This is a genomic window from Streptomyces sp. NPDC046759, from assembly GCF_040645475.1.
Taxonomy (GTDB): Bacteria; Actinomycetota; Actinomycetes; order Streptomycetales; family Streptomycetaceae; genus Streptomyces.
This window is the reverse complement of record NZ_JBEYYJ010000064.1, coordinates 1-9,377: the sequence shown is the minus strand read 5'-3', so window position 1 is coordinate 9,377 and position 9,377 is coordinate 1. Positions and strand designations below refer to the sequence as shown.

The window sequence follows — 9,377 nt, the reverse complement described above, 5'->3', positions numbered from 1 at the left end:
CCCGTGCCGTGCGCCTCGACCACGTCCACGTCACCGGCCGACACCCCGGCGTTCGCCAGGGCGGCGCGGATCACCCGCTGCTGCGACGGCCCGTTGGGAACGGTGAGCCCGCTGCTCGCACCGTCCTGGTTCACGGCCGAGCCGCGCACGACCGCCAGCACCGGATGCCCGTTGCGCCGCGCATCCGACAACCGCTCGAGCACCAGCATGCCGACGCCCTCGGACCAGCCCGTACCGTCGGCCGCGTCCGAGAAGGACTTGCAGCGGCCGTCCGGCGACAGCCCCCGCTGGCGGCTGAACTCCACGAAGATGGTCGGGGAGGCCATGACCGCGACGCCGCCGGCCAGGGCCAGGGTGCACTCGCCCGCCCGCAGGGCCTGGGCAGCCAGGTGCAGGGCGACCAGCGACGACGAGCACGCCGTGTCCACCGTCACCGCCGGGCCCTCCAGCCCGAAGGTGTAGGAGATGCGCCCGGAGGCGACACTGCCCGCGCTGCCGTTGCCGACCTGGCCTTCGAAGCCGTCGGGTGCCTTGTGCATGCGTGCCGCGTAGTCGTTGTACATGACCCCTGCGAAGACGCCCGTCCGGCTGCCACGCAGGGACTTCGGGTCGATGCCCCCGCGCTCCAGCGCCTCCCAGGAGGTCTCCAGCAGCAGTCGCTGCTGCGGGTCGGTGGCGAGCGCCTCGCGCGGCGACATGCCGAAGAACTCGGGATCGAAGTCGGCCGCGTCGTGCAGGAACCCGCCCTCACGGACATAGCTCTTGCCCTTGCGGTCCGGATCCGGGTCGTACAGGCCGTCCAGGTCCCAGCCGCGATCGGCCGGGAAGCCGGTGACCGCGTCGGCGCCGGCGGCGACCAGGCTCCAGAGGTGTTCGGGGGTGGTGATGCCGCCGGGGTAGCGGCAGCCCATGCCGACGATCGCGATGGGCTCGCGGTCCTTCGACTCCAGTTCCTCCACGCGACGGCGGGCCTGGCGAAGGTCGGCGGTCGCCAGTTTGAGGTAGGAACGGAGTTTTTCCTCGGTGGAATTACGTCCCTCGGCGGACATGCGGCATCAGCTCCCCGTTAAAGTCTTGCTGGTGAAAACGGCCAGTCAGTTCATCCGGTCGTTCGTTGGTTCAGGATTTCCTCAGCTCGTTTTCAAGGGCGCTGAACAGTTCGTCATCGGTGGCCGATTCGAGATCGTCGTCATTCATGTCCTGTGGCGGGCGCGTCCCGGTGGTGTCGCCCAGTCTCGCGAGGAATGACTTCATGCGCACCGTGATTTCCATGCGCTTGATCTCGTCCGTGGCGAGGGCTTCCAGGGTCTTCTCCAACCGGTCGAGCTCCGCGGAGACGGTGGCCGGGGACTGTGCCGCAGGGCCGTCCGCGTGGAGCGGGAGCTCGGCGCGGAGGTGGGCCGCGAGGGCTTCGGGGTTCGGGTAGTCGAAAATGAGGGTGACGGGCAGGCGCAGGCCGGTCGCCGTGGTCAGTCGGTTGCGGAACTCGACGGCCATGAGCGAGTCGAATCCGAGATCCACGAATCCGCGCCCGGGTTCGATGGCGGACATCGTGGTGTGGCCGAGGATAGCCGCTGCCTGGGTGCACACCAACTCCAGGAGGGCGCGCCCGAGTTCGGGCTCGTCCAGTCCGGCCAGTCGCCGCTTCAGCGTGGATTCGCTCTCCGCCGGTCCAGATCCGGCGGCTGCGGCGCGCCGGGTGGGGACGCGGACCAGGTCGCGCATCATCACGGGCACGGCGTCCGGGCCGGCCGGGCGGTTCAGCCTGGCGCGGTCGAACCGGATGGGCAGCAGGGCCGGGGCGGTCGACCGCTGGGCGGTGTCGAGGAGTTGGAGGGCCTGCGCGGTGGGCAGGGGGCTCATGCCGGCGCGGGTCAGGCGGCGTACGTCCGTCGTGGTGAGTCCGCCGGTCAGGCCGGTGACCTGCTCCCAGAATCCCCAGCCCAGGGACACGCCCGGCAGGCCCTGGGCCCGCCGGGCCGTCGCCAGGGCGTCCAGGAAGGCGTTGGCCGCCGCGTAGTTGGCCTGACCGAGGCTGCCGAAGGCGGCGGAGGCCGAGGAGAACAGTACGAAGGCCGACAGGCCCAGGTCGCGGGTCAGTTCGTGCAGGTTCCAGGCTCCGTCGAGCTTGGGCCGCAGCACCGTGTCGAGCCGCTCGGGGGTCAGGGACGACACGACACCGTCGTCCAGCACACCCGCCGTGTGCACCACACCCGTCAACGGGCGCTCGGCCGGTACCCCCGCCAACACCTCCGCCAAGGCGGCACGGTCGGCCACGTCACACGCCACCACCGAGACATCCGCACCCAACTCACCAAGCCCAGACACCAGTTCAGCGGCCCCAGCAGCCTGCGGCCCGCTACGGCTGAGCAGCAGCAGACGCCGTACCCCGTGCCCCGTCACCAGATGCCGCGCCACCAGAGCGCCCAGCGTGCCCGTGGCACCCGTGACCAGCACGGTGCCCTCGCCCCAGCCCGGCCCCTCCGGCCCCTCCGCCGCCGCGGCCGGCACGACCGGCTGCACGCGGGGCACGTGCACCGTGCCGTTGCGCACCGCCAGCTGCGGCTCGTCGCGCTCCACCGCCCACTCCAGGGCCATCGGCAGCACGCTCCACGAGGGCTCGGAGGCGTCGGTGTCCACGAGCAGGAACCGGTCCGGGTTCTCCGTCTGTGCCGACCGCAGCAGACCCCACACCGTGGCCGCCCCGAGGTCGGTCACGTGCTCCTGCGGCACTGCCGCCACCGCGCCCCGCGTGACCAGCACCAGCCGCGACGCCGCGAACCGCTCCTCCGCCAGCCAGCCCTGCACCAGCTCCAGGGCGCGGCGCAGGGCTGCGCGTACGACGGTGGTCGTCTCGCCCTGTCCGGAGGTGCAGTCGACGAGGACGAACGGGGGCAGGGTGTCGCCGTCGGCGAGGGAAGTCAGGTCCGCGAAGGGCCTGACGGCTAGGCCGGGAATCTTGCCCAGGGCGTCGGCCGCGCCGAGTGTGTCGCCGCCGACGATCGCCCAGGGGGTGGTTCCGTACGGGGCTGCGGCGAGGTCGCGGGAGGTCCAGGCGAGGTGGAACAGGGAGTCGTCCGGCCGGTTCTGGGCGTTCGCGGTCTGCCGTAGCTGCTCGGTGTCGACCGGGCGCATGACGAGGCTGTCGACGGTGGCCACGGGGTGGCCGGTGCCGTCGGCCAGGGTGAGGGAGACGGCGTCGGTGCCGTCCGCGGGGGTGACGGCGACGCGCAGGGCCGCCGCGCCGGTGGCGTGCAGGGTGACGCCACGCCAGGCGAAGGGCAGCCGGGGCTGCGGTGCGCCGTCGCCATGGCCGGCGCGGTCGAGGATGGCGAGTCCCACGGCGTGCAGGGCGCCGTCGAGCAGGGCGGGGTGCAGGCCGTAGTGGCTGGCGTCGGCGGCGCGGTCCTCAGGGAGCGCAACCTCCGCGAACGTCTCGTCGCCGCGTCGCCAGGCCGCGCGCAGGCCCTGGAAGAGGGGGCCATAGTGGTATCCGGCGGCGGCGAAGTCGTCGTAGACGTCGGCGCAGTCGACGGGGGTGGCGCCGGCCGGGGGCCAGGCGGTCAGGTCCCGGTCGGGCCGCTCGGCTCCCGCGGCCAGGACGCCGGTGGCGTGGCAGGTCCACACCGCGCCGTCCTCGGGGGTGTCCGGTGTGCCGCCCGGGCGGGAGTGGATGCTCAGCTCACGTCGTCCGGAGTCGTCGGCCGCGCCGACGGTGACGCGCAGTCCGACTCCGGCCGTCGCGGGCAGGATCAGCGGAGCCTGGAGGGTGAGTTCCTCCAGGAGGTCGCAGCCGGCCTCGTCACCGGCCCGGGCGGCCAGCTCCACGAACGCGGCGCCGGGCAGGAGGACGACGTCGTCGACGGCGTGCTCGGCGAGCCACGGCTGGGTCCGCAGGGACAACTGGCCGGTGAGGACCGCGCCGGCGGCGTCGGGCAGGTCCAGTGCCGCCCCGAGCAACGGGTGGTCGACGGCGGTGAGGCCGAGGCGGGTCAGCGCTCCGGTCGCGCCGGCGGTGCCGTCCAGCCAGTAACGACGGCGCTGGAAGGCGTACGTCGGCAGGTCCACGCGGGTGGCTCCGATGGCGGCGAAGACGCGCTCCCAGTCGACGTGCGCCCCCTGGACCCACACCTCGGCGAGGGAGGTGAGCACGCGGTCGAGGCCGCCGTCGTCACGGCGCAGGGTGCTCACGACGGCCGGGGTGGAGGTGCGGTCGCGGCTCTCCAGGGTCTCCAGCACGCCCATGGTGAGAATGGGGTGGGGGCTGACCTCGACGTACACGTCGTGTCCCGCAGCGTCCAGGGCGCGTACGGTCTCCTCGAAGCGGACCGGGGCACGCAGGTTGCGGTACCAGTAGCCGGCGTCCAGCTCCCCGGTGTCCAGCGGCCCGGCGGTCACGGTGGAGTAGAACGGCACCTCGGCGGGGCGCAGTTCGACCCCGGCGAGGATCTCGGCCAGCTCCGGCTCCAGCGGCTCGACGTGGGCGGAGTGCGCGGAGAAGTCGACTCCGGGTACGTTCCACCGCATCACGCCGGCCTGGGCGAGGACCATGCCGAGTTCTCGCAGGGCGTCCGGGTCACCGGAGACGACCACGGTGTTGGGGCCGTTGACCGCGGCGATCGACACGCGCTCGCCGAACGGCTCGGTCCGCTCGCGCACCCACTCCTCGGAGGCAACGATCGACAGCATGCCGCCGGTGCCCGCGAGGGCCCGCAGGGCGCGGCTGCGCAGGGCGACCACCCGGATCGCGTCCGGGAGGGACAGCACGCCGGCCACGCAGGCGGCGGCCACCTCGCCCTGCGAATGCCCGACGACGGCCGCCGGTTCGACGCCGTGGGCGCGCCACACCTCGGCCAGGGAGACCATCATCGCGAAGAGCGCGGGCTGGACGACATCGACGCGGCTGAGCGCCTCCTCGTCGCCGAGCACGTCGCGCAGCGACCAGTCGACCAGTTCGCCCAGGAGGCGTTCGCACTCGTCCATGCGGGCCGCGAAGACGGGCGAGGACTCCCACAGGTCCTTGGCCATGCCGGCCCACTGCGAACCCTGGCCGGGGAAGACGAAGACCACGCGGCCGGCGCCGCCGGGCGAGCTCGGGCCGGTCAGGACGCCGTCGGCTTCCTCACCGCGCGCCAGCGCCCGCAGGCCGTCGATGAGCTGGGTCGCCGACGAGCCGGTCACCACGGCACGGTCGTCCAGGGTGGCGCGGCCGGCGGCCAGTGACCAGCCGATGTCGACGGGGGACGGCTCCCGGCCGCCCTCGACGTGGGTGAGCAGGCGGGCCGCCTGGGCGCGCAGGGCGTCGCCGCCCCGGGCGGAGAGCACCCAGGGGACGGTGGGCAGCACCGTCCCGGCCGGCTCCGGCTCCGCCTCGTCCTGCGGTGCCTCTTCCAGGATGATGTGCGCGTTGGTCCCGCTGACCCCGAAGGAGGAGACGCCCGCGCGACGCGGACGGTCGTCGGCCGGCGGCCACGCACGGGTCTCCGTCAGCAGCTCCACCGCCCCCGCCGACCAGTCCACCTTGGTCGACGGCTCGGTGACGTGCAGCGTCCGCGGCAGCACACCGTGCTGCAGCGCGAGGACCATCTTGATCACACCCGCGGCGCCGGCGGCCGCCTGCGTGTGCCCGATGTTCGACTTCAGCGAGCCCAGCAGCAGCGGCTGCCCCTGGGGACGTACCTGCCCGTAGGTGGCGATCAGTGCCTCGGCCTCGATGGGGTCGCCGAGGGCCGTGCCGGTGCCGTGGGCCTCGACGGCGTCGACGTCCGCCGGGGAGATCCGCGCGTTGGCGAGGGCGGCGCGGATGACCCGCTGCTGGGAGGGGCCGTTGGGAGCCGTGAGACCGTTGCTCGCCCCGTCCTGGTTGACGGCCGTGCCGCGTACGACCGCCAGCACCTTGTGGCCGTTGCGCCGGGCGTCCGACAGTCGCTCCAGCAGCAGGACGCCGACTCCCTCACCCCAGCCCATGCCGTCGGCGTCGTCGGAGAATGCCTTGGAGCGGCCGTCCGCCGCGAGCCCCCGCTGGCGGCTGAACTCCATGAACGCGACCGGCGTGGACATGACCGCGACACCGCCCGCGACGGCCAGCGAACACTCCCGGCGGCGCAGCGCGTGCACGGCCTCGTGCAGGGCGACGAGCGACGAGGAGCACGCCGTGTCCACCGTCACCGCCGGCCCTTCCAGGCCCAGGAAGTACGACAGCCGGCCGGAGAGCACCGCGCCGGAGCCGCCGGTGACGACGTACCCGGCGACGTCCTCGGTGACGTTCCCCGCGGACGGCCCGTAGTGGGAGGGGGCGCCGCCGACGAAGACACCGGTCTGGCTGCCTTTGAGCGACGACGGGTCGATGCCGGCCCGCTCGATCAGCCCCCAGCAGGCTTCCAGGAACAGCCGCTGCTGCGGGTCCATCGCCAGCGCCTCGCGCGGCGCGATCCCGAAGAAGTCCGCGTCGAAGTCGGCGGCCCCGCGCACGAAGCTGCCCTCGTTGACGTACGTGGTGCCCGGCCGCCCCGACGTGCCCTCGGGGTCGTAGAGGCTGTCGATGTCCCAGCCGCGGTCGTCGGGGAACGCGGCCACGGTGTCCACGCCGTCCACGAGCAGCCGCCACAGCTCCTCCGGCGAGTCGGCCCCGCCGAAACGGCAGTTGACGGCCACGATCGCGACGGGCTCGCGCTCGGCGTCCTCGTGCTCCTGCAGCCGGGTGCGCGCCTTGTGCAGGTCGGCGGTGACCCACTTGAGATATTCGCGGAGCTTTTCCTCATTCGCCGTCATGACTTACCGAACTCCCGGTTGATGAAGTCGAATATCTCGTTGTCACTCGCCGTGCCGAGCCGTTCCTCGACATCGGCGCCCGCCGCATCGGCGGCCGGCGCGCTCTCCTCGGAACCGCCCAGCCTCGACAGCAGCACCGCCAGCCGCGAGGTGATCGTGGTCCGCAGGTCCTCGTCCGCCGGAGACAGCGAGAAGACCGCGGCCTCCAGCCGGTCCAGCTCCGCGATGGCCGACCCTGCACCGTCGCCCTCCGGCCCGACCAGCCGGTCCCGCAGGTGGGCGGCCAGGTCGACGGGGGTCGGATGGTCGAAGACCAACGCGGTGGACAGCCGCAGCCCGGTGGCCTTCTGCAGCCGGTTGCGCAGCTCCACGGCGGTCAGCGAGTCGAAGCCCAGCTCATTGAAGGCCCGGTTCTCCCCCACGCCGTCGGCACCGTCGTGCCGCAACACGGCCGCGGCCTGAGAGCGCACCAGGCCGAGGAGGGTGCGGTCCCGCTCCGGCGCGGTCATCGCCCCGAGCCGGTCGGCCAGGGACGCGCCCGCACCGGCATCGCCGCCGTCCCCGGCCGCGGGATCGCCCGAGGTGCTGTCGAGCAGCGCCTGCCGGGCCTCCGGCAGGTCGTCCAGCAGTGGCCGGGGCCGGGCCGCGGCGAAGCCGGGCGCGAACCGCGCCCAGTCCACGTCCGCGACCACCGTGCAGTTCTCGTCGTGGTCCAGAGCCTGCTGGAACGCCTCCAGAGCCAGCTCCGGGTCCATCGCCAGCACTCCGAGCCGACTCATGTGCTCCTCAGCCCCGTTGTCCGTCAACATCCCCGACTCCGCCCACGCACCCCAGGCCACCGAGGTCGCCGGGCGGCCGAGGGCGCGGCGCCGCTGCGCCAGCGCGTCGAGGTGCGCGTTGGCCGCGGCGTACGCGCCCTGGCCCCCCGCGCCCCAGACGCCGGCGCTGGACGAGAACAGGACGAAGGCGTCCAGTTCGTCGTCCGCCAGCAACTCGTCCAGGTGGACGGCGCCGGTCACCTTCCCCGACGCCACCTCCGACAGCATGGTGAGATCCGTCTCCGCGAGGCTCGCGTACGGTGCCGCACCCGCCGTGTGCACGACGGAGCGCACCGGCGACTTGTCGGCCCGCAACCTCTCAAGGAGCCCTGCCAGCGCCACGCGGTCCGTGACATCACAGGCCGCGACCGTCACCCGAACGCCGATTCCGGTCAGCTCCGCACGAAGCTCCTCGGCGCCCGGCGCCTGCGCGCCACGACGGCTGACCAGCACGAGATGCTGGGCTCCCCGCTGCGCCAGCCGACGGGCAACTCGCCCGCCCAGCGCACCGGTTCCCCCGGTGATCAAGACCGTACCCTGCGGCTTCCACTCCCGTACAGCGCGGGTCTCAGCGACCGGCGCGCGCCGCAACCGGAGAGCGAACACGCCCTCCGCACGCAGCGCGAGCTGGTCCTCGTCCCCGGCCGCGCGCGCCGCCAGCACACCCCGCAGCCGCGCCAGCGCACGCTCCTCGGGCGCCTCGGGAAGGTCGACGAGACCGCCCCACCGCTGCGGATACTCCAGGCCGACCACCCGCCCCAGGCCCCAGACCTGCGCCTGCGCCTCCCGCACGACCGTCGGGTCCGCGCCGCCGGCGGACACCGCGCCGCGCGTCGCCAGCCACAGCGGCACGTCCACACCGGCGTCGCCCAGCGCCTGCACGAGCTGCAGCGTCCCGGCGAGCCCCAGCGGAACCTCCGGGTGCCGCGGATGCGGGGTCTCGTCGAGGGCGAGCAGGGACAGTACGCCGTCGAGGGCGCCGATCTCCCCGATACGACGGGCGAGTTGCTCCCGGTCGCCGTCCGCCGCGGTCCAGGCGAGCGGGATCACGGTCGCACCGCCCTGGGCCAGCACCTTGCCGGCCGCCACGGCCCAGGCATCGTCGTCGACCTCTGCCGGAACGACCAGCAGCCAGGTACCCGGCCGGGTGTTCTCGTCCGGTCGCTCCGCGATCCGCTTCCATTCGAGACGGTAGCGCCAACGGTCCAGCGTGGACCGCGTACGACGCTGCTGCCGCCACGCCGACAGCGCCGGCAGCACGCTGCCCAGCGACGACTGCTCCGCCTCGCCTTCGACGTCCAGCGTCGACGCCAGGGACTCCAGGTCCCCGCTCTCGACCGCCTCCCAGAAGCGGGCGTCCACGTCATCGAGGACGGGGGTGGGGACGGCCTCGGCGGGGGGCGCGTCCAGCCAGTAGCGGCGGTGCTGGAAGGCGTAGGTGGGCAGGTCGGTGTGGTGGGCGCCGGTGCCGGCGAAAGCCTGCGCCCAGTCGACGTCGATGCCGTGAACCCATAGCTCACCCAGGGAAGTCAGGAAGCGGTCCAGGCCCCCCTCGTCACGGCGCAACGTGCCGGTGACGACCGCGTCCTCGGCGGTGTCCTGGATGCTCATCGCGAGCACCGGATGCGCCGACACCTCGACAAACGCCGTGTGGTCCTGGCCCGCCAGGGCGCGGACCGCCTCCTCGAAACGAACCGTGCGGCGCAGGTTGCGGTACCAGTACCCGGCGTCCAAAGCCTCGGTGTCGATCCAGTCGCCCTCCACCGTGGAGAAGAACGGGATCGTGGA

3 protein-coding genes are annotated in these 9,377 nt (G+C 73.3%); all 3 read right to left on the bottom strand.

Features of this window, described 5'->3' with window-relative positions; all coding sequences use genetic code 11:
* On the bottom strand, window positions 1-1,049 hold a 1,049-nt coding region (locus tag ABZ919_RS41205), incomplete at its 3' end, for a beta-ketoacyl synthase N-terminal-like domain-containing protein (protein ID WP_361259378.1).
* Window positions 1,050-1,119: 70 nt separating this feature from the next.
* Window positions 1,120-6,771 carry a type I polyketide synthase gene (locus ABZ919_RS41200; RefSeq protein WP_361259375.1) on the bottom strand — a complete coding sequence of 1,884 codons (5,652 nt, stop codon included), beginning with the start codon at window positions 6,769-6,771 and terminating at the stop codon, window positions 1,120-1,122.
* Window positions 6,768-9,377, bottom strand: a 2,610-nt coding sequence (locus tag ABZ919_RS41195; RefSeq protein WP_361259372.1) for an SDR family NAD(P)-dependent oxidoreductase, incomplete at its 5' end; no start/stop codon positions are given. The genes ABZ919_RS41195 and ABZ919_RS41200, both read right to left, overlap by 4 nt.